This window comes from Photorhabdus viridis (assembly GCF_040256935.1).
Classification (GTDB): domain Bacteria; phylum Pseudomonadota; class Gammaproteobacteria; order Enterobacterales; family Enterobacteriaceae; genus Photorhabdus; species Photorhabdus viridis.
In genome coordinates, this window is the sequence record NZ_JBEJZY010000004.1 from 43,139 (window position 1) to 63,108 (window position 19,970).

The following is a 19,970-nucleotide window of genomic DNA, read 5'->3' on the forward strand; positions in this document are numbered from 1 at the left end:
CCGTTTTTTTTTATTTTCACCAGAGAGTCTATGGTGATTATATAAGGCATTGGCGGGATATAAAAGAATTAAACATCGCATTTATTAAACTTGATAAAGGAGATCGCTTGAATGAATAATGAACTATTGTAAATTATATTAAATTTTTGTATGCAAATTGTATATAAAACGGAATGGGAAAATCAATTTCTCAAAAAAATATATCCACTACGATTATAACATTGCCGGATAAACAGCATCTTACCTCTGCAACCAAGGGATAAAAATTAAGAAGTTTACTTACCCCAGCCAACCGATCACAATAAAAGCAATTTCCCACTGTAAGAGAATGAGTATGAGCCATTTTTTTGCCCATCTTTCCCGTCTGAAACTGATTAATCGTTGGCCTCTTATGCGCAATGTGCGTACAGAAAATGTTTCTGAACACAGCCTGCAAGTGGCCTTTGTCGCACACGCTTTAGCGATTATCAAAAACCGCAAATTCAGCGGCAATGTGAATGCTGAACGCATTGCGCTGCTGGCGATGTATCACGATGCCAGCGAAGTTATCACCGGGGATTTGCCCACCCCTATCAAATATCACAACCCGCATATTGCACGGGAATATAAAAAGATAGAAAAAATCGCGCAGAAAAAATTACTGGAAATGCTGCCGGCAGAGTTGCAAGAAGATTTTCGTCCGATATTGGATGATAGTCAGCATACAGAAGAAGAAATTGCTATTGTTAAACAGGCTGACGCCCTGTGCGCTTACCTCAAATGTCTGGAAGAGCTATCAGCAGGTAACAGTGAATTCAATCTGGCGAAAGCCCGGCTTGAAAAAACCTTGGCTGCTCGCCACAGCCAAGAGATGAATTACTTTATGACAGTTTTTGTGCCGGGGTTCAGCCTGTCACTGGACGAGATTAGCCTCGACATCCCAGATTAGAATGGAAACAACCAAGGGATAACCAGCACACTAATCACCATCACTAAAATGGTAAACGGCACGCCCAAACGGACAAAATCAGAGAACTTATAACCACCTGGGCCAAGAACCAGCGTATTCACCGGTGATGAAACCGGGGTCATAAATGCGGCAGAAGCGGCCACGCCAATAATCATGGCGAATGGCATCGGCGATACTGCCATTTCACGCGCCGCAGCAATGGCTATCGGCGCCATTAATACCGCTGTTGCCGTGTTGGAAATAAACAAACCGATTACGGCACAAAGTATAAACAGACATAACAGCATCACTCTCGGCCCCATATCACCCGCAATATCCATCAGGCCGCGGACAATCAAATCAATCCCGCCGGTTTTCTGTAATGCCAGTGCAAACGGCATCATCCCGACAATCAGGATAATACTGGGCCAGTGAATAGAACGGTAAGCGCTTTCCATATCAATACAGCGGAATTTCCCCATCAACAGACAAGCTATCAACGCAGCAATCACATTGGGTACTTCATCGGTAAGCATCATGGCAACCATCAGCGCCAGACTAAAAATTGCATGCGGAGCCTGAGATGTTGCCGGCGCGACTTCCTCAATCTCAACGGGCAAATTGAGAACAATAAAATCACGCATTTTAGTTTGCAGGACGCGGATCAGTTTCCAATCACCAATAACCAGTAAAATATCCCCAAGTTGCAGTGGTTCATCTACCAGTTTACCTAACAACGGTTCACCATCACGCCGAATGCCGACAACATTTAAACCATAGCAGGTACGAAAACCTATTTCCCGCAGGGATTTACCCAATAAATCCGACTCTGGGATCAAAGAGACTTCAGCCATACCCACATTACGGGATTGTTCGGAGAAATATTCCCCGCGCAACACCATCGGCTCCAACAATTGCTCGCTGCAAAATTCACGCAGATTCACCTCACTGTCTGACATATCAATCAGCAAGACATCCCGTTCTCTCAATTCCGTATTGCCGACCGCGCTGACCATAACACGCCGGAAACGCCGCCAGCGCTCAATACCAACGACATTAGCCCCATAGCGGGCACGCAAATTCGATTCATCAAGAGAGAGGCCAATCAGCGGTGAACCAGGCCGGACTGCCAGGCGACGAGCACGACCTGATAATTTATAGTCGCGTATAAGGTCACGGAAAGTGCGGCGGTTCCATTTATCATCACCACTATCAGACTGGTTTCTTGCCAGCCAGTGACGCGCGACCAGCATATAGCCAATGCCAACAAACAGAATCAAAACACCAATAGGGGTAATGGAGAAGAATTTGAAACCGGGCAGCCCTTCCCTGATCAACTCACTGTTAACGACCATATTAGGCGGCGTCGCGACCAACGTCATCATTCCACTAATCAGCCCGGCAAAACTCAGAGGCATCATCAACCGCCCCGGTGAAATTTTCATTCTGGCCGCAACACTCAGCACCACCGGAATGAAAATCGCCACCACCCCCGTGGAGCTCATAAAAGCACCAAGACCGGCAACTGTCATCATCAGTAACGCCAACATCTTGGTTTCACTGTTTCCGGCGACCCTTACCAGCCAGTCCCCCATTTGATAAGCGACACCGGTTCTCACCAGCCCTTCACCGATCACAAACAAGGCTGCTATCAGCAAAACGTTGGGATCACTGAAACCACTAGTTGCTTCACCCAGCGTCAAGGTTCCACTCATGACAAATGCGATAATCACCAATAACGCGACAATATCCATACGAAGTTTATTGGTAGTGAAAAGAACGATAGCTATCAATAACAGGGTCAGCACCCACAAGAGTTCGCTATTCAAAATGGCCTCTATCAACAATTAAAGAAGATATGGTGTCGAAAACGTGATTAGTAGACCATTTTATTGAGGGAAAATCTCCAGTTGCGATCAACAATGCGTCTGTTTTTTCAATTTTTTCCGGTTAAATATCATCAAGAAACGACCGATCGAGTTGTTTAAACGCCCGTTTCAGCAGTTCTGCGAGAGATTGATAAGTCGGTGTTTGTCGCACCGGCGCCATTGCAATACCGGCTTCGGCAAATTTATCGCGGATCTCATGAAACCATTTCAGCAACGTTGCGGGCAAAGGTGTCGATGCCCGTTTCCCCAACCACCATAATCCTTGCATAGGTAAACTACACGCAAACAGCGCAGTCGCAACAGCCGGGCCCAGTTGACCACCCAGTGCGATTTGCCACGTCAGCGTAAAAATAGCCAACGGCGGCATAAACCGGATACCAAAACGGGTTGCTTTAATAATCCGGTTTTCAGGAAACATGGGCGCAAGTTGTTTCTCAATCGGCCAAGTTTTCATATATTGCTGTCCCAGTCGCATCTTTCTTATCCATCCACTACTGGCAGGAGGCATTGTACTCATCATGACCTCGATCAATTAAAAACATAATTTTTAAAAAAAGTCTGTAAGTGATAAAATATTTTTTGTAGGATTAAGTATATTTTGTCTTTACTGCTGGCTATCGGTATCCTACATCCATTTTTATACTGTCCATAGCAGTAAAGCAGCATATTTTACCTTTTTTATTGCATTTAGGCTCATTTTGTTAACAAATTACCCTATGATTTAACACCAGGCGGGTAAAAAAGGTTCTTAAAAAATGTAAACCTTATCATCATGCTCTTTACACTTAGCATGATGTTAATCATTTAACGTCATCACTGTTATGCGCTATGCTAATGAGTAATTGACGTTTTATTAATCACATGTCTTATCTGTAAGACACAATGACAAACAAGATATAGGTATTTCCATGTCAAGTAAGCTGGTACTGGTTCTCAATTGCGGTAGCTCTTCTCTGAAATTTGCTATCATCGATCCTACTAACGGTGAAGAATATCTTTCTGGTCTAGCTGAGTGTTTTAACCTGCCTGAAGCCCGTATTAAGTGGAAAATGGATGGCGCAAAACATGAAGCCGCTTTAGGTGCTGGTGCAGCCCACAGTGAAGCATTGAACTTTATTGTTAATACTATTCTGGCGGAGAAACCAGAACTTTCCGCTAAAATCGCCGCCATCGGTCACCGCATTGTTCACGGCGGTGAAAAGTTCACCGCGTCTGTCACCATCAATGATGACGTTATTCAGGGCATTAAAGATGCGGTTCCATTCGCGCCACTGCACAACCCTGCTCACCTGATTGGTATTGAAGAAGCGAAAAAAGGCTTCCCACATCTGGCGGACAAAAACGTTGCCGTTTTCGACACCGCTTTCCATCAGACCATGCCGGAAGAAGCTTACCTGTATGCCCTGCCATACAACCTGTATAAAGAGCATGGTATCCGTCGCTATGGCGCACACGGAACCAGCCACTTCTTCGTTTCCCGTGAAACAGCGAAAGTGCTGAACAAACCGGTTGAAGAGCTGAATGTTATCGTCTGCCATCTGGGTAATGGCGGTTCTATCTCCGCTATCGTTAATGGTCAGTGTGTTGACACTTCTATGGGATTAACGCCATTGGAAGGTCTGGTCATGGGTACTCGCAGCGGTGATATCGATCCTGCTATCATTTTTCACCTACATGACGCTCTGGGCATGAGCGTTGAACAGATCAACAAACTGCTGACTAAAGAATCCGGCTTGCTGGGTCTGACAGAAGTCACCAGCGACTGCCGTTATATAGAAGATAACTACGCAACCAAAGCCGATGCCAAACGTGCTATGGATGTCTACTGCCACCGTCTGGCTAAATACGTCGGTTCGTACTCTGCCCTGATGGAAGGTCGTCTGGATGCCATTATCTTTACCGGTGGTATCGGTGAAAACTCCTCGCTGGTGCGTGAACTGGTGCTGAAAAAATTGGCGCTGTTAGGTTTTGAATATGATCACGAACGCAACCTGGCTGCCCGTTTCGGTAAATCCGGCGCCATCACGACTGACAACAGCCGTCCTGCTCTGGTGATCCCGACGAATGAAGAATTAGTCATCGCTCAAGACGCTGCGCGCCTGACCGCGTAATACTTTGCACACCGCCAGCTGCTGCTGGCGGTACTATTTTGACCAACGAGCAACCGTAAAGAGGTTTCCGTGTCTCGCACAATTATGTTGATCCCTACCAGCACCAGCGTCGGCCTGACCAGTGTTAGTTTGGGTGTTATCCGCTCAATGGAGCAGAAAGGCGTCAGCCTGAGTGTTTTCAAACCCATCGCCCAATCCCGTTGCTGTGGCGCGCAAGATCAAACCACTACAATCATCCGTTCTCACTCCAGCATTAAAACCGCTGAACCACTGGATATGGCCTATGTGGAATCTTTACTGACCACAAATCAGAAAGATGTCCTGATGGAAAAGATCGTGGCCCTTTACCACGAAAACACCAAAGACGCAGAAGTTATCCTGATTGAAGGTCTGGTTCCAACCCGTAAACATCCGTTCGCCCAATCGCTGAACTATGAAATCGCCAAGACACTGAACGCTGAAATTGTGTTCGTACTAGCGCTAGGCAGCGATTCCCAAGAGCAGTTGAAAGAACGCGTTGAACTGGCTCGTGCTGAATTTGGCGGCAGCAAAAACCAGAACATTACGGGTGTTATTGTTAACAAACTGAATGCGCCGGTTGATGATCAAGGTCGTACCCGTCCTGATCTGTCAGAAATCTTTGACGAATCCTCAAAAGCCATCGTAGCTAACATCGATCCAAACAAACTGGCTAAAAATAGCCCATTGCCAATCCTTGGCTGCATTCCGTGGAATTTTGATCTGATTGCGACGCGTGCAATCGATATGGCAAAACACCTGAACGCCCGCATTATCAACGAAGGCGCAATCAAAACCCGCCGTGTGAAATCCGTGACCTTCTGTGCACGCAGCATTCCACATATGCTGGAGCACTTCCGTCCGGGATCCCTGCTGGTGACTTCTGCTGATCGTCCAGATGTTCTGGTTTCAGCTTGCCTGGCGGCCATGAATGGTGTTGAAATCGGTGCAATTCTACTAACCGGCGGCTATGCCATTGATCAACCTATTAAGCAACTGTGTGAACGTGCTTTCGGCACTGGCCTGCCCGTCTTTATGGTTGATACCAACACCTGGCAGACTTCCCTCAGCCTGCAAAGTTTCAGCCTGGAAGTCCCGGCAGATGACCATGAACGTATCGAAAAACTGCAAAACTACGTCGCACAACACATCAACAAAGAGTGGATCGACTCGCTGACAGCAAACTCTGAACGTCCACACCGCCTGTCGCCGCCGGCATTCCGTTATCAACTCACTGAACTGGCACGCAAAGCAGGTAAGCGGATTGTTCTGCCTGAAGGTGATGAGCCTCGTACCGTGAAAGCGGCGTCTATCTGTGCTGACCGGGGTATTGCGCGCTGTGTGCTGCTGGGCGATCCAGAAGAGATCCGCCGTGTTGCAGCTGCTCAGGGAGTAGAACTGGGTACCGGCATTGAAATTGTTGATCCGGTTGCTGTACGTGAGCGTTATGTCCCACGTCTGGTTGAACTGCGTAAAAACAAAGGCATGACCGAAGTCGTCGCACGCGAGCAATTGGAAGACAACGTTGTTCTGGGTACATTGATGCTGGAACAGGGTGAAGTTGACGGCTTGGTTTCCGGTGCGGTACACACCACGGCAAACACGATCCGTCCACCATTACAGTTAATCAAAACCGCACCTGGCAGCTCACTGGTATCATCCGTGTTCTTTATGCTGCTGCCAGAACAAGTTCTGGTTTACGGCGACTGTGCGATCAACCCGGATCCGACGGCGGAACAACTGTCTGAAATCGCTATTCAATCGGCGGATTCGGCTAAAGCATTTGGTATCGAGCCTCGCGTTGCTATGATCTCCTACTCTACCGGTAACTCCGGTGCGGGCAGTGATGTTGAGAAAGTTCGTGAAGCAACCCGTTTAGCACAGGAAAAACGTCCAGATCTGATCATTGATGGCCCACTGCAATATGACGCCGCTATCATGGCAGATGTAGCGAAATCCAAAGCGCCAAACTCACCGGTCGCCGGTCAAGCTACCGTGTTCATCTTCCCTGATTTGAACACCGGCAACACCACTTATAAAGCGGTACAACGTTCTGCGGATCTGGTTTCTATCGGGCCAATGCTGCAAGGTATGCGTAAACCAGTGAACGATTTGTCCCGTGGCGCTTTAGTAGACGATATTGTTTACACTGTTGCACTGACGGCGATTCAATCGGCACAGGGAGAAGCGTAACCGTTTCTGGCATATCAAACTAATATAAGGGCTGAATTCCACACAAAACTCAGTCCTTACTAACCTCTCCTATTTCTCTATTAAACTAAATCGCTTCCAATTCAAACTGATATCTTCAAGAACGTACTATCATCAACGTAATTCAATAGGGCAAAGTAAAGTGAGATAAAAATTTGCAAGCAGACCAAATAAAAACTATATTTAGACCAATCAGCCAACTTAATCACATCATGGACGGTAGTGACAAGCGCTGACACACCAGACTTGAGGAAGCATACTATTAATTACAAAAATGATTAGAAGGTCATAATGAGAATAGAAACGATCAGCTTTATAAAAAAGAACGCCTCCGCTCTTGAATTATCTGAACCAATTCTGGTCACACAAAATGGTGTACCAGCCTATGTTATTGAATCATTTACAGAAAGAAAACAACGAGATCAAGCAATAGCTTTACTTAAATTACTCACACTTTCTGAGAAAGATAAAGAACAAGGACGAACCTATACCAGTGATCAGTTATTGGCAAATATATGAGCTGTTAATAACCGGAGAGCTAAATGCCATCAAAAATGTCAGATAATGTTACCGTTCAATATACAGAAACAGCTAAAACCAGCGTAAAAGTTATTTCAGAATTTTTACGCAGTAAGGAAATAGACCCAAGGCCAATAATTAAAAAACTAGTGAAGGAATTTGAAAATAAAGTTTGCTCTTTTCCTGAGGGATCACCTATTTCTGCCGAACTCATGAAACTAGGTTGCAGCAAATACCGTGAATGCAATACATCAGGTGGATACCGAATTATTTACTCAATAGATAATGTTAATCAGATCTCAGCACATGTCATCATGGCCCAGAAGCAGGATATTCAGCATTTGTTGTTCACCCGTTTGATTGAAATCTAATTATGTTTGCCAAGTAAAAACATAAGTTACTACAGAAAAATTTAATTGTGCCGCAGATATGCGGCACTTCATGTTTACATTTATCTGCACAAATTTAGGGTTAACGATTACATAATTGTAGGAAAAATGTTACAATTATTTTTTTGGATCTTTTGGCAATAGTACATAATAAACTTCGGCTTGTATTTTCCCTTCTGATAACCATTTGTTAAATACATTTCCTATTCCAAGTCTCTTATATTCCTCATCACAATTTTTCGATGTTCCTTGTTTACCAAGTCCGTACGACGATTCTCCAGCTTCAGTTTTACCTTCACAGCCATGTTTACCGTTAAAATCATTATACAGCCAACCGTGTTCTTCAGTATTAAATCTTATAGTAATTTTTGGTTTTATTCTGTCCTTAGATTTACCCGGAGAAGGTTTCGGATAAATTTTCGCATAAGTAAACTGAGGTGTAATTCCACAATAGCTTTTCTCTTCTGTAACACAAACGACTCTTTCATAATTATTATTCTTGTCATTCAATGATCTATATTCATATTGATCCATTCCCCTATACCAATACTTCGCATTTTCTATATTAGAATCTTCAGGATCCTGGGAATCTTTAACTTTTTTTAATTCAATATCATTTCTCTTTTCAAAATCTTTTACATTTGCCCTAAGTTTGCAATTTTCATACATAGACATCACTTTGGTTTTTTCCAATTCATTTTTAATTATTGCATCTTTTACCTGATTCCTAATTACCTCCGGATCTTTCATACATGCCATACTAAAACTACTCATAGCGAGTAAGAAAGGGGAAATCAGGAAAATTTTCTTATTCAAATGCATATTTATCTCCTTGCTTGATTTAATTTCTTGATTTAATCCAAAATGGAATAATATATACTTCATCTTTATAATTAATAAACATATATCAACTTCATAAGAATATAATTACCTAATACATAATATTGTTATAAAATAAAGATAGATTATTAAATCAAAAAACACAATTTCAATAACATATAAAATAAATTATTTATCAATATTTACATGTTATCTATAATTACGTAATAACTATTGGTTTTTTATATCATAATAATATAAACAATCTTATAAGATTACAATTTATGTATGAATCCATCACCAATATACAGCACCGAAATCATGAATGTTTCGGTGCTGTATATTCTGAAAATAAACATTTAAAACTAAAAATCACAAAACTGAAAAAAGATATAAAATCTTATTTTGCTAATAATACATAAGAAATTATAACATCTATTTTTGCTGGTTTTTCAAGCCACTTATTAAATACATTCCCTATTCCAAGTTTCTTGTATTGGTCATCACAACTCGCTGATGTTCCTGTCACACCAAGCCCGTATGTGCCTCCTCCCTCAGCTTTAACTTGACACTTATGCTTAGTTGTAAAGTCATTATATAACCATTTCGGTTCTATTGTACTAAACTCAATAACAACTCCAGGTTTTTTATTTGTCAGATAACTTTGCGAATAGGTATATTGGGGAGCAATGCCACAAAAACTTTCTCCTTTAACACAAGGAAGGCTTTTATACTTATTCTGGTGAAATACTTTATATTCCTTTATTTCCATCCCTCTATACCAGTACATCGCATTTTTTGCTTCATCATCACGTTTTGCCGCTTTCTTATTGACTAATGTCACTTTATTAGGTGTATTTGCCAAGACTGAAAGTGTGCAATTTTTATACATAGACATCACTTTGGTATTTTCTAGTCCATTTTTAGTGATTATTTTTTCTATCTGTGGATCTGTCTTACATGCCATACTAAAACTACTCATAGCGAGTAAAAATGGGGAAATCAGGAAAACTTTTTTATTCAAAATCATACTTATCTCCTTGCTTTATTTAATTAAGAAGTTTAACGTTCAATGGAATAAAAATAAATTTCATTGTTGTTATTAATATACTTATTTTAAAACATATCATTACAGATGACATATGATAAATTAACCGATTATATTATTCTCTCTTGTGACTACTTGACTTAAATAAAGATATGTTATTAAATCATAAAAAACAAAAACAAATTCCAATATGATTAAAATAAAAAATATTTAATTTAAATATATAAAAACAAAATAGTAACAACATGTCAACAATATATGCGATAAAGTGGTTATTGTTCTTATGCCATAATGGCCTAAATAATGTAATCGTAATAAAATAATCTATCTAATTTATATAAATTCCATTTCTTTCATAAAGAATAATACCTAACTCATTCAATATGAGAAAATAATTCAGAGAACACTTATTCAGCTATATTTATTATTACAGTAAAAGGAAAATTGGGTGAGAATCTATTTATTTTTATAAAATGTGACTTTAAACACAAAAGTAAGTTTGCTATTAATAATTAAAGCCTAATACTTATAATAATTAAAGCTCAGTCTTGATGTAGTTTTGATGCATTTTGAATTATTAAGATATGTCAATAAAAACATTCTATTAAATTATATGGAGAAAATTATGGTTATCAAAGAAGGTGGATTCCCCTTTAAGCTATACAGTATCACCCCAGATCAAGTCACTGTCGAAAGTTTGAAAGACACATTAACTATCCTTGGTCTTACCTGCGAAGATACAACCCTGGATAAACTTCAGCAATACATCACAGATGTCAGATCACAATTATATAACGGGGCGTACCAAGCATTCGGAATTAATCACCTTCATAACTCTGTCGTCACAATATCCAAGGGGCTTTGGGAGCCTGATGGAGCGCTACATGAAATGAGACAGCTAGATTACATTACCAGAAATGAAGAAATTTTTAACTGGCTTAAAACCCAATACAAGGATTTCCCTGGTCAGGTCTCCGTTGCATCTCATAACAAGTCTTATTATTCAACTGTGGATGCAATCAAAGAGGCATTTGTTAAAGTCGCATATACAACATCTGCAACACTGATTTCTCCACTTGATAAGAAAAGCATGGAGTCTATTATGAGTGGCTGGCTTGCCGGACTGAGCTCGGATGACAAAGCAGATTTCGACTCTGGTCAAAAAGCAACAGCCATCCAAATTGCCCTTAACCCTGATGGCGATAACGTTGATGCTATTGGTGAAGCAGTTGTCAATTGGCGGCTTCGAATTGTAAATTGGACAGGAAAAAGTAAGAACGATCCAGGGAAAGAGACGAAAATTGATATTCAATCAAGATCAGTTAATTACACTGAGACAAGTTTGTTAAAAAAACATTACAATGCCGCTGTTGATAAATTCGGAGGCGTATGAATTAAATATTAAATCAAAAACTCCATTATTCCTTATATGCCCATACAAAATTTCTGGCTGGGCATACATAAATCATAAGGAATATTTATACCTCAAAATATGCCACTGATTTTCGTACAATAAATTCCATTGCGTGGAAAAACATATGGAGAATACATGAAAAATACCAGTATCCTAAAAATAAATGAAAGAGTATCTGGCATCATTAAAGACTATACTTTTCCTGTTTCTATCGGCGATGGTGAGACATATGTGTCATTCACATTGTTAGACAAAGAAAATAATTATTACCATTTTATACTTGATGGAGTCACAACTTCTTCAAAAGAACTAACAGGTCTACTTACTATACTCGGTACTGCAATAAATTATGCTCTACAAGTAAGTGTAGATTTTGTCAGAGTATCCAAAAATGGAGAATACAATATTACTTCAAAAATAACCTGTGAATCTCCGGATAAAGATTATCGTAATCATGAAACGAGGAGTGAGCCTTAAATATAGGATGGTAATATATGCACAAATGCTTAGTTCATATATTACCGCCAATATATCTCACATAAATAAAATAATAATCCCAGTTTTTGATCTGAAATTATTATTTTTGTTATGAGGAATGACCATGTTCTTCCTGTGCTTCATTTTTCTTTTTCACGCGCCATAGAATACTTAACGCGATAAACCACAAAGGCGTACCACAGAGAGCTACCAACGTATCTGGATCAAAAACCATAACGACAATGGTCAGGGCGAAAAAAACCAGCGTTATCCAAGTCATTGGCACCCCCAGAGGCATCTTAAATATTGAACGCTTATGCAAATCAGGATGATGTTTACGGTAAGCTAAATAAGCAATTAATATCATACACCAGCTATAAATAACCATAATAGAAGCAACGGTTGATACAATAGTAAATAATCTCATGACATTCGGCATGATAAATAAAAGTGACGAGCCAACGATCATACAGAAGCAGGAAAATATCAGGCTATGTACAGGAATCGCTGTATTACGGGTAAGAACTTTAAATTTCCGAGGCGCATTTCTTTCAGTCGATAAACCATAAAGCATACGCGTACAGGCGTATAATCCACTGTTAGCGGAGGACATTGCCGACGTTAATGCAACAAAGTTAACAATAGCTGCCGCGGCGGGCAAACCAGCCAAAGCAAATAAGGTCACAAAAGGGCTGGTTTCAGATGAAATTCTCCCCCAGGAAGTTACCGCAATGATGCTTAACATGGAGAAAATATAGAAGATAATGATTCTTATCGGAATACTTTTGACTGCCTTCGGCAATATCTTTTCCGGATTTTTTGTTTCCGCTGTCATGGTACCCACCAGCTCAACCCCAGTGAAAGAAAAAATCGCTATCTGGAAACCGGCAAAAAAACCAAAAATACCATTCGGCAAAAATACTGACGGATCAGTCAGATTATTAACCGATGCCGTCATACCATCCGGTGATTGCCAACCTATCATCACCATACCGACACCAACAATAATCAACGCTAAAATCGCAATCACCTTAATAATAGCAAACCAGAATTCAGCTTCGCCAAATAATCGCACGGAAAGAAGATTGCAAGTACAAAGTAAACCCAGAGTCAAAAACGCAGGTATCCAAAGAGAAACGCCAGGGAACCAATATTGAATATATCCGCCACAAACAACGACATCAGCAATACAGGATACAATCCAACTCATCCAATAAGTCCAGCCGAGAAAAAAACTCGCTTTCGTCCCTAAATAATCAGATACGAAATCAGCAAAAGAGCGATAATTCAGTTTAGTGAGAAGTAATTCCCCCATCGCCCTCATCACCATATAGACAAAGAAACCCACAATGGCATAGGTAATAATGATCGATGTACCGGATACAGCAATGGTTTTTCCTGAACCCATAAATAAGCCGGTGCCAATAGCGCCGCCAATGGAAATTAATTGAATATGACGTGCACTTAGCCCTCGATGAAGCTCTTGCGGATCAGTAAATTTTCCTGCCGAAATGTTTTGTTGATTTTTATTATTTTTTATCATTATAATACCTGTCCGTCATTAAAGCGAAGAAACAGACCGCTGAATCTTTCTGAAGAAAAAGTTGCTACTGCTTCAGAAAGAAAATGGAGTTATGTTTTATTTAATTATTTTTTTCATTTAAGGCAAGTAACAATCCCGCTCGTAATCCATTAGCAACCTCAGCATTAGGAAATAAAATAAATTTCGCTGGGAATTTAATTTTCCAATGGCAATCATGCTGGCTGGCGATTTCAAATCCCTCTGACAACTCAGTGAAATTCATGGTATCTGCGGGAATATGAAGCTGGAAACTTTCATCGCTCTTAATAATGGAATCAATTACCTGGTAATGTTTCAGCTCAGATTTAACTCGTGCGACTATTTGCGATGAAGAGATTAAGCCATAAAGAGAATCAGTAATTCTTTGAAACCTGCTTAAATCATTTCCGCCAAAAGGCATTGCCTTACCCATTTCCATCGTACAGCTATCCGCCCCAAACTTTTCATGCAGAAAATGGCTGAAAGTTCCTCCTTTTGAACGGTGATAAACAAGCGCATCAATATCGCTGTCATTCAACCATTGCATAAATTCGGCAGAAAATGGACAGCTTTGAGCAGGCAATAACGCAAATTGCTCATGATGAGAAGCGCGTATAGCGGTATGCAGATCAATATGCCAGCGCATATTTGCAGAGGACACAGAAGGTTCAGTAAAAAAACGGCTGACAATATTTTCAAGTTCAGCCGCACGCGATCGCTCATTTCCCAGAGGAAAATCCAGATAACGGCCACCAAACATACGATTCAAATCGTTATGCAGATAACGTCGATTCGTCCGCATAGCCGGCAAGTTACCAAAGATAATCAGCAGGTTATTTTTTAGCGGCAACGTGCCATCCGCCAACTGTGCCAGTAATTGAATCAGTATTTCAATGGGCGCAGTTTCATTACCGTGAATACCGGCAGAAATAACCAAGGACCGGTTTTTTCCTTCATGGGGAGTATGGGGAATAAGTTGCAATACCCCTTCTGCTAGCCAGCTCGCATTCATTGTTTCTGGAAATATCAGATGGTCGGCAAGTTTATTTTCAAGCAATAAAGTTAACAGATCCATATCCGCTCCAATTTAGCGTTGGAATTCATAGATCGACCCTAAATTCAGGATCTGCGTAAGCTCATCCAGAGCGGTATAAACTTCTCGAAGTAATTGGGGATCAACCAGATCGCCGGCACATAGCTCATCACGATAATGCTGTTTTATCCATTGAGCCAGGCGTCCATAAAGCTGGGTATTCATTATTGTCGCAGGATTGACCGCGCTAAATTCAGCATCATTCAACACAACCCTCAGACGCAAACATGCCGGGCCGCCGCCATTACGCATACTTTCCCGCAGATCAAAAACGCATACTTCATTAATGGGTGATGATGTTTGCGCAGTCAGTGACTGTAAATAGGCCCAAACTGTTGCGCTCTGGCGGCACTCTTCAGGCACAACAATCATCATTTTTCCATCAGCTTTACTCAGTAATTGACTATTAAAGAGATAAGAATCAACCGCGTCTTCGATACTGACCTGCTCTGAAGAGACCTCAATTGAGACAAAATCATGTCCCAACACCGCCATTTTCTCTTTAATTTCAGCCAGAACCTGATCCTGATCCAGATAAGCATGCTGATGATGAAAAAGGACATTCCGGTTACTCACCGCAATCACATCATTATGGAAAACACCGCTGTCAATAGCGACTGGGTTTTGCTGCACAAAAACGGTTTGTGCCGGATTAAGCTGATGCAACCGTGCAATGGCTTCACTTGCTTCCAGTGTTTGTCGTGCGGGATAGCGCTGGGGCACCGGGCTACCGCGAAACGCGCTACGGCCATAGACAAACACTTGTACGCCCGGCGTACCATATTCGCCACCGAGGCGATTATGGTTTGCCGCCCCTTCATCACCAAAATTTTCATGCTGCACAAGCGCCTGATGATGAACAAAATGGTTTTGATCAGCAAAAGTGGCTTTTAACGCAGCTGCCGTGGTTTCTGCTTCCAACGAACGGTGCAGTTTGTTATTTAAATTTGCCACGGTGAAATGTACCCGTTGGTCAGCACTATCCACCGAAGGTGACACGGTTGCCGCATTTGCTGTCCACATTGATGAAGCAGAGCTCAGTTTTGATAACAACACTGGAGAATATTTATCTGCTTTATCAAGTATTTGCTCATCACTACCTGTAAAACCTAAATTACGTAAGGCTGGAATATTGGGACGTTGTTGTGGTGGCAGCACCCCCTGAACAAATCCCGCATCAGCCAGCGCTTTCATTTTCATCAGCCCTTGAAGCGCGGCTTTGCGTGGGTTAGACACCCGGTCCCGGTTATGTATAGACGCTTTATTGCCGACTGAAAGCCCTGCGTAATGATGAGTCAGACCAACCAAACCATCAAAATTTGCTTCAAAACCGGACATAAATACCTCTGGAAAAATTGTGTAAGTTAATCAGGAAAATGGATCCCCGGCGCGAGCGCTTCAGGTAACGCGAGTTTGTCAGTAACCAAAGATGCCATAGGCCAGGCACAGTAATCAGCAGCATAATAAGCACTAGGGCGGAAGTTTCCCGAAGCGCCAATGCCACCAAAAGGTGCTTTACTGGAAGCCCCTGTCAACGGTTTATTCCAGTTCACAATTCCGGCTCTCGCATCTTCCGACAGGCGTTGGAACAACGAAGCATCCGGCGAAATCAAACCCGTGGCCAATCCGAACCGGGTGTTATTCGCTATTGCCAACGCTTCATCAAACATGTCATAACGCATAAGAGTGAGTAGCGGACCAAAATACTCTTCATCAGGCACATCGGCCACCCGGCTAACATCGATAATCCCGGGGGTCAGCAACGTTGATTGAGGATCGTGTTGTTCCAGCGAAACCAGCGAAACCCCACCGAGTTTTTGCAGTCGATCTTGCGCTTCTAACAGATTCTGAACCGCCTGTAGAGAAATAACGCCCCCCATAAACGGTTGGGGTTGTGCATCCCAATGAGCTGGAACAATCTGTTCAGTCACCGCAACCAGCCGCTTAATTACCGCATCCCCGTGCGCGCCATTTTTTACCAGTAATCTGCGGGCACAAGTGCAACGCTGACCGGCGGAGATAAATGCTGACTGCACAATAGTGTAAACGGCAGCATCAATATCATCGCAAGCATCTACGATCAGTGCGTTGTTCCCTCCCATTTCAAGCGCCAACATTTTCTCTGGCTGACCGCCAAACATGCGGTGAAAATGAAAGCCAGTATTAGCGCTCCCAGTAAACAGCACACCATCAATCTGCTTGTCCTCCAGCAGCGCCGTCCCCGTATTACGCGCCCCTTGAACTAAATTAAGCACACCGGCGGGCAAACCGGCTTTTTCCCACAGCTTTACAGTTTCTTCCGCGGTCATCGGTGTCAGTTCACTCGGTTTAAACACCAACGTATTACCGGCAATAAGCGCAGGAATTATATGACCATTCGGTAAGTGACCAGGAAAATTATACGGACCAAAAACCGCCATCACACCATGAGGGCGATGACGCAGCAAGGCCCGGCCGTCCGGCATAATGATTTCCGACTCTCCAGTGCGCTGTTCCCATGCTTCGATAGAAATCGCCGCCTTACCTATCATGGATTGTATTTCAGTACCGGCTTCCCATAATGGCTTGCTGGTTTCCTGACTGATAACACGCGCCAAAGATTCTTTCTCGTCATTCAGTAAAGCGGCAAACGTCTGGACAATCTTCATTCGCTCGCTAACTGGCAAATGTGACCACGAATAAAACGCCTCACGGGCAGACTGGCAAGCTGCTCTAACTTGAGAAGGATCAGCGCTGTTAGCTTGCCACAGAATTTTCTGATCTACTGGGGCGAATTTAGTCATCAACTCACCCTGCCCCTCAACCCATTCGCCCCCAATGTAATGTACTTGATGATTCATATCTTAGTGTTCCCTTGGAAAAAGAGTGACGAGTCGTACCTGATTTCCGTCATTGATTTGGAGTGCATCCATTTCTGCTGATGTTAAAAAAATCTCATTACTGTCATACGCAACATGCAGTAACAGCGCACGAAAGTCACTAAAGCGCTGATTAGAAATGATGCAGGGTACCCCATCAGTTCTGGCAACTGACTTAACCCGGCGGACAGGAATAAGCCGACTCTCTTTTACTGCGCGTATCCGGTCGATCTCGGCCTGTAGTAAAGCGCCTGCATCAAAAATATCGATATGGCCTTCATAGGCCAGACCCTCTTTTTCGAGGATCGTACGGGCCGGTACCGTTTTCTCATGAACCTGCCCTATTACCCGCTGTGCCTCAGCGGGTAATAGGGATATATAAACAGGATGAAGGGGCATCAACTCAGCAATGAAGGTTTTCGACCCAATACCGGTTAAATAATCTGCCTGGGAAAAAGGAATACCAAAAAAGTGCTGTCCCAAGGCATTCCAAAAAGGTGAATTTCCCTTCTCATCCGCGACACCACGCATTTCAGCGAATATTATTTTAGAAAATAGATCCCTGAATGCCGCAATAAAAAGGAAACGCGCTTTAGAAAGAAACATGCCGTTTTTCCCTTTATGATATTCCGGATCCAGGAACAAGGTACATAATTCGCTGTTACCGGTCTGATCTTGTTCCAGCGATAAAGCTTCAATAACTTTATAGACTCCCAACTCACGTGACGAACGAATGGTTCTTTGTACGCGAAAGTTATAAAACGGCTCCTCCAATCCTACCGCCGCTTCTATCGCGCTGACGCCCACGACACGATTCTCGCCGGTATCTTCCAGCACAAAAAGGAATCCCTGCTGGGCCCTGGTCAGTTTTCCATTGAAAGTATCCACGCTACGTGAAATACGTGAACGTAATTGCTCCAGGTTATTTGGCAAGGATGTCAGACCTATACCAGCGCGTTCAGATAAGGACTGAATGCCATTTAAGTCACTATGCCGGACAGTTCGGAAAAGCATCATAACGTCACCTTCAACTTACCATTAACCCACAAACCGCATAATGGCGCTTTCAAGGCGAACCAGACCTTCATCAATATCAGCAAATTCGATGTTTAATGCCGGCGCAAAGCGCAACACATCCGGGCCGGCAATTAAGGCAATTAATCCTTCCTCTGCTGCTATATTGGTTAACTGCTTCGCCTTACCCTGCCAGGCTTGATTCAATTCAGCGCCTAAAAGCAGCCCTTTGCCCCGCAAACAGCTAAATAATTGATAGCGCTGATTCAGTTCCGATAACTTGTCCATGAAGTATTCATGGCGCTGCTGAACTCCGGCGAGGAGTTCCGTCTGATTAACTATTGAAAACACCTTATTGGCAACGGCGGCTGCCAATGGATTACCACCAAACGTCGTGCCGTGTGTTCCAGGTTGAAAAACCTCTGCAATATGTTGTTTTGTCAACATGGCGCCGATAGGGAACCCCCCTCCGAGGCCTTTAGCGCTGGTAAGAATATCAGGCGTAACTCCATATTCCTGATAAGCATAAAGATATCCGGTACGGCCCATGCCAGTCTGAATTTCATCAAAAATGAGCAGCGCCTGAAAACGATCACATAACATACGCAATTCCTGCAAAAATGCAGGATCGGCGGGAATAACGCCACCTTCACCGATAATCGGCTCGACAATAACCGCACAGGTATTTTCAGAAATGCGTTCTCTGATCGCAGATAAATCGTTATAAGGAAGATGAGTGATTTCTTGAGGAAGAGGAGCATAATCTTGTGAATATTTTGGTTGTCCTCCTACCGTAACAGTAAATAATGTCCTACCATGAAAAGAATCTTTAAATGAGATAATTTCTCTCTTATTTTTCCCATAGTTATCAGCAGCATATTTTCTAGCTAATTTTAATGCCGCCTCGTTAGCTTCTGCCCCTGAATTGCAGAAAAACACCTTATCAGCAAAAGTATTTTCCACAAGTTTCTTTGCTAATTTCAGAACGGGCTCATTAGTGTAACCATTTCCTATATGCCATAATTTCTCAATCTGAGAAATTAACTCATCTTTTAATTCCGGATGGGCATGCCCTAATGAATTCACCGCAATTCCACCAGCAAGATCAATATATTCCTTGCCATCCTGATCCCATACTCTCGAACCTTCAGCCCTAACAGGTATGAACTTAGCAGGAGAAAAACAAGGTACCATATAGTGATCAAACCAACTTCTCTGAATATTTTCTGACATAGATCATTTCCCCTTAAAATAGAGAGTATTCGGACGAGATAAAACAATATGCTCCGCATCATTTTTCATCTCATACTTACACAAATTATTAATGAATGCCGAGGTGAAAATTTAACTAAAGTGAAACCTAAAAAGCCTTAAAAATAATAAAATTACAGGATTCAGTTAATATTATGCTTATTAATCCTCATCATTATTTTCGAAAAATAGTTGCTCAGCCATTAGACAGATATTGTTGCTCATGCTTAACAAAGTCAACACAAGTCATAAACAAAAAAAATACTTTTTGATCTCGTTCAAAATTCCAAGAAGTATTTTTATGCACACTTTATGCACTTATTATGAATAAAAAGGGAATAAATGATGAATAAATTAAACTTGCTACATA

General features: G+C 42.1%; 17 protein-coding genes. 7 read left to right on the forward strand and 10 right to left on the reverse strand.

Features of this window, described 5'->3' with window-relative positions; all coding sequences use genetic code 11:
- Positions 1–328 precede the first annotated feature (328 nt).
- Positions 329–928, forward strand: coding sequence for a 5'-deoxynucleotidase (yfbR, locus tag ABR397_RS02635; protein ID WP_350304348.1), 600 nt, complete (start codon positions 329–331; stop codon positions 926–928).
- Here yfbR and ABR397_RS02640 read toward each other — a convergent pair.
- Positions 925–2,757, reverse strand: a complete 1,833-nt coding sequence (locus tag ABR397_RS02640) for an SLC13 family permease (RefSeq protein WP_350304349.1) — start codon at positions 2,755–2,757, stop codon at positions 925–927. The two genes, yfbR and ABR397_RS02640, sit on opposite strands and share 4 nt — an antisense overlap.
- A gap of 121 nt (positions 2,758–2,878) precedes the next feature.
- The gene (gene yfbV, locus ABR397_RS02645) at positions 2,879–3,334 is read right to left on the reverse strand and encodes a terminus macrodomain insulation protein YfbV (RefSeq protein ID WP_046976922.1); all 456 of its coding nucleotides are present in this window, start codon (positions 3,332–3,334) and stop codon (positions 2,879–2,881) included.
- Positions 3,335–3,725: 391 nt separating this feature from the next.
- Between yfbV and ackA the strand changes: the two genes are divergently transcribed.
- The 4 genes from ackA (at position 3,726) to ABR397_RS02665 (ending at position 8,047) form a co-directional block, all read left to right on the forward strand.
- Complete coding sequence (gene ackA / locus ABR397_RS02650; protein ID WP_350304350.1) at positions 3,726–4,928, forward strand: acetate kinase; 1,203 nt, start codon at positions 3,726–3,728, stop codon at positions 4,926–4,928.
- A gap of 84 nt (positions 4,929–5,012) precedes the next feature.
- On the forward strand, positions 5,013–7,139 hold the full coding sequence (gene pta, locus ABR397_RS02655) for a phosphate acetyltransferase (protein WP_350304368.1): 2,127 nt from the start codon (positions 5,013–5,015) through the stop codon (positions 7,137–7,139).
- 309 nt (positions 7,140–7,448) lie between these two features.
- Positions 7,449–7,676 (forward strand): prevent-host-death protein, encoded by a 228-nt coding sequence (locus tag ABR397_RS02660; RefSeq protein ID WP_023045495.1) that lies wholly within the window; start codon positions 7,449–7,451, stop codon positions 7,674–7,676.
- 23 nt (positions 7,677–7,699) lie between these two features.
- Positions 7,700–8,047, forward strand: coding sequence for a type II toxin-antitoxin system RelE family toxin (locus ABR397_RS02665; RefSeq protein ID WP_350304351.1), 348 nt, complete (start codon positions 7,700–7,702; stop codon positions 8,045–8,047).
- Between the two features lie 135 nt (positions 8,048–8,182).
- Here the strand turns inward: ABR397_RS02665 and ABR397_RS02670 are convergent, their stop codons facing one another.
- Together ABR397_RS02670 and ABR397_RS02675 are read right to left on the reverse strand one after the other, a co-directional pair.
- The gene (locus tag ABR397_RS02670) at positions 8,183–8,887 is read right to left on the reverse strand and encodes a hypothetical protein (protein WP_350304352.1); all 705 of its coding nucleotides are present in this window, start codon (positions 8,885–8,887) and stop codon (positions 8,183–8,185) included.
- A 397-nt stretch (positions 8,888–9,284) separates the two neighbouring features.
- On the reverse strand, positions 9,285–9,914 hold the full coding sequence (locus ABR397_RS02675) for a hypothetical protein (RefSeq protein ID WP_350304353.1): 630 nt from the start codon (positions 9,912–9,914) through the stop codon (positions 9,285–9,287).
- A gap of 643 nt (positions 9,915–10,557) precedes the next feature.
- Between ABR397_RS02675 and ABR397_RS02680 the strand changes: the two genes are divergently transcribed.
- Both ABR397_RS02680 and ABR397_RS02685 read left to right on the forward strand, forming a co-directional pair.
- Complete coding sequence (locus tag ABR397_RS02680; protein WP_350304354.1) at positions 10,558–11,325, forward strand: hypothetical protein; 768 nt, start codon at positions 10,558–10,560, stop codon at positions 11,323–11,325.
- 156 nt (positions 11,326–11,481) lie between these two features.
- Positions 11,482–11,823 carry a hypothetical protein gene (locus ABR397_RS02685; protein ID WP_350304355.1) on the forward strand — a complete coding sequence of 114 codons (342 nt, stop codon included), beginning with the start codon at positions 11,482–11,484 and terminating at the stop codon, positions 11,821–11,823.
- Positions 11,824–11,932: 109 nt separating this feature from the next.
- On the opposite strand, the gene ABR397_RS02690 is transcribed toward ABR397_RS02685, so the two are convergent.
- The 6 genes from ABR397_RS02690 to ABR397_RS02715 form a co-directional block, all read right to left on the reverse strand.
- On the reverse strand, positions 11,933–13,366 hold the full coding sequence (locus ABR397_RS02690; protein WP_350304356.1) for an amino acid permease: 1,434 nt from the start codon (positions 13,364–13,366) through the stop codon (positions 11,933–11,935).
- Positions 13,367–13,466: 100 nt separating this feature from the next.
- Entirely contained in the window at positions 13,467–14,459 is a 993-nt protein-coding gene (gene astE, locus ABR397_RS02695) for a succinylglutamate desuccinylase (RefSeq protein ID WP_350304357.1), read from the reverse strand.
- Positions 14,460–14,471: 12 nt separating this feature from the next.
- Positions 14,472–15,815, reverse strand: a complete 1,344-nt coding sequence (astB, locus tag ABR397_RS02700; RefSeq protein ID WP_350304358.1) for an N-succinylarginine dihydrolase — start codon at positions 15,813–15,815, stop codon at positions 14,472–14,474.
- 26 nt (positions 15,816–15,841) lie between these two features.
- Complete coding sequence (gene astD, locus ABR397_RS02705) at positions 15,842–17,317, reverse strand: succinylglutamate-semialdehyde dehydrogenase (protein WP_350304359.1); 1,476 nt, start codon at positions 17,315–17,317, stop codon at positions 15,842–15,844.
- Positions 17,318–17,320: 3 nt separating this feature from the next.
- Entirely contained in the window at positions 17,321–18,352 is a 1,032-nt protein-coding gene (astA, locus tag ABR397_RS02710; protein ID WP_350304360.1) for an arginine N-succinyltransferase, read from the reverse strand.
- A gap of 21 nt (positions 18,353–18,373) precedes the next feature.
- Entirely contained in the window at positions 18,374–19,582 is a 1,209-nt protein-coding gene (locus tag ABR397_RS02715; protein WP_350304361.1) for an aspartate aminotransferase family protein, read from the reverse strand.
- Positions 19,583–19,970 lie beyond the last annotated feature (388 nt).

Coding starts and splice junctions, on each gene's coding strand:
- yfbR (WP_350304348.1), top strand. CDS start 329: ATGAGTATGAGCCATTTTTTTGCCCATCTTTCCCGTCTGAAACTGATT.
- yfbV (WP_046976922.1), bottom strand. CDS start 3,334: ATGAGTACAATGCCTCCTGCCAGTAGTGGATGGATAAGAAAGATGCGA.
- ackA (WP_350304350.1), top strand. CDS start 3,726: ATGTCAAGTAAGCTGGTACTGGTTCTCAATTGCGGTAGCTCTTCTCTG.
- pta (WP_350304368.1), top strand. CDS start 5,013: ATGTTGATCCCTACCAGCACCAGCGTCGGCCTGACCAGTGTTAGTTTG.
- ABR397_RS02660 (WP_023045495.1), top strand. CDS start 7,449: ATGAGAATAGAAACGATCAGCTTTATAAAAAAGAACGCCTCCGCTCTT.
- ABR397_RS02665 (WP_350304351.1), top strand. CDS start 7,700: ATGCCATCAAAAATGTCAGATAATGTTACCGTTCAATATACAGAAACA.
- ABR397_RS02670 (WP_350304352.1), bottom strand. CDS start 8,887: ATGCATTTGAATAAGAAAATTTTCCTGATTTCCCCTTTCTTACTCGCT.
- ABR397_RS02675 (WP_350304353.1), bottom strand. CDS start 9,914: ATGATTTTGAATAAAAAAGTTTTCCTGATTTCCCCATTTTTACTCGCT.
- ABR397_RS02680 (WP_350304354.1), top strand. CDS start 10,558: ATGGTTATCAAAGAAGGTGGATTCCCCTTTAAGCTATACAGTATCACC.
- ABR397_RS02685 (WP_350304355.1), top strand. CDS start 11,482: ATGAAAAATACCAGTATCCTAAAAATAAATGAAAGAGTATCTGGCATC.
- ABR397_RS02690 (WP_350304356.1), bottom strand. CDS start 13,366: ATGATAAAAAATAATAAAAATCAACAAAACATTTCGGCAGGAAAATTT.
- astE (WP_350304357.1), bottom strand. CDS start 14,459: ATGGATCTGTTAACTTTATTGCTTGAAAATAAACTTGCCGACCATCTG.
- astB (WP_350304358.1), bottom strand. CDS start 15,815: ATGTCCGGTTTTGAAGCAAATTTTGATGGTTTGGTTGGTCTGACTCAT.
- astD (WP_350304359.1), bottom strand. CDS start 17,317: ATGAATCATCAAGTACATTACATTGGGGGCGAATGGGTTGAGGGGCAG.
- astA (WP_350304360.1), bottom strand. CDS start 18,352: ATGATGCTTTTCCGAACTGTCCGGCATAGTGACTTAAATGGCATTCAG.
- ABR397_RS02715 (WP_350304361.1), bottom strand. CDS start 19,582: ATGTCAGAAAATATTCAGAGAAGTTGGTTTGATCACTATATGGTACCT.